The sequence below is a fragment of the Alteromonas hispanica genome (assembly GCF_010500915.1).
Lineage (GTDB): Bacteria > Pseudomonadota > Gammaproteobacteria > Enterobacterales > Alteromonadaceae > Alteromonas > Alteromonas hispanica.
In genome coordinates this window covers 1-549 of the sequence record NZ_JAAAWP010000030.1, presented here as the reverse complement: position 1 = coordinate 549, position 549 = coordinate 1, and the positions used below count along the sequence as shown (strand labels likewise).

Here is a 549-nt window from a genome sequence, read left to right as displayed (position 1 = left end):
TGCTGCCGCAGCTTCGGTATATTGCTTAGCCCCGTTACATCTTCCGCGCAGGCCGACTCGACTAGTGAGCTATTACGCTTTCTTTAAAGGGTGGCTGCTTCTAAGCCAACCTCCTAGCTGTCTATGCCTTCCCACATCGTTTCCCACTTAGCAATATTTTGGGACCTTAGCTGGCGGTCTGGGTTGTTTCCCTCTCCACGACGGACGTTAGCACCCGCCGTGTGTCTCCCGGATAGTTCTCATTGGTATTCGGAGTTTGCAAAGGGTTGGTAAGTCGGGATGACCCCCTAGCCTTAACAGTGCTCTACCCCCAATGGAATTCGTCCGAGGCTCTACCTAAATAGATTTCGGGGAGAACCAGCTATCTCCCGGTTTGATTGGCCTTTCACCCCCAGCCACAAGTCATCCGCTGACTTTTCAACGTCAGTCGGTTCGGTCCTCCAGTTGATGTTACTCAACCTTCAACCTGCCCATGGCTAGATCACCGGGTTTCGGGTCTATACCTAGCAACTCAACGCGCAGTTAACACTCGCTTTCGCTACGGCTCCG

Annotated in this window: 1 rRNA gene; it reads right to left on the bottom strand. The window is 53.0% G+C overall.

Going from position 1 to position 549, the window contains the following annotated elements:
- A 23S ribosomal RNA gene (locus GTW09_RS17425) occupies positions 1 to 549 on the bottom strand; the annotation flags it as partial.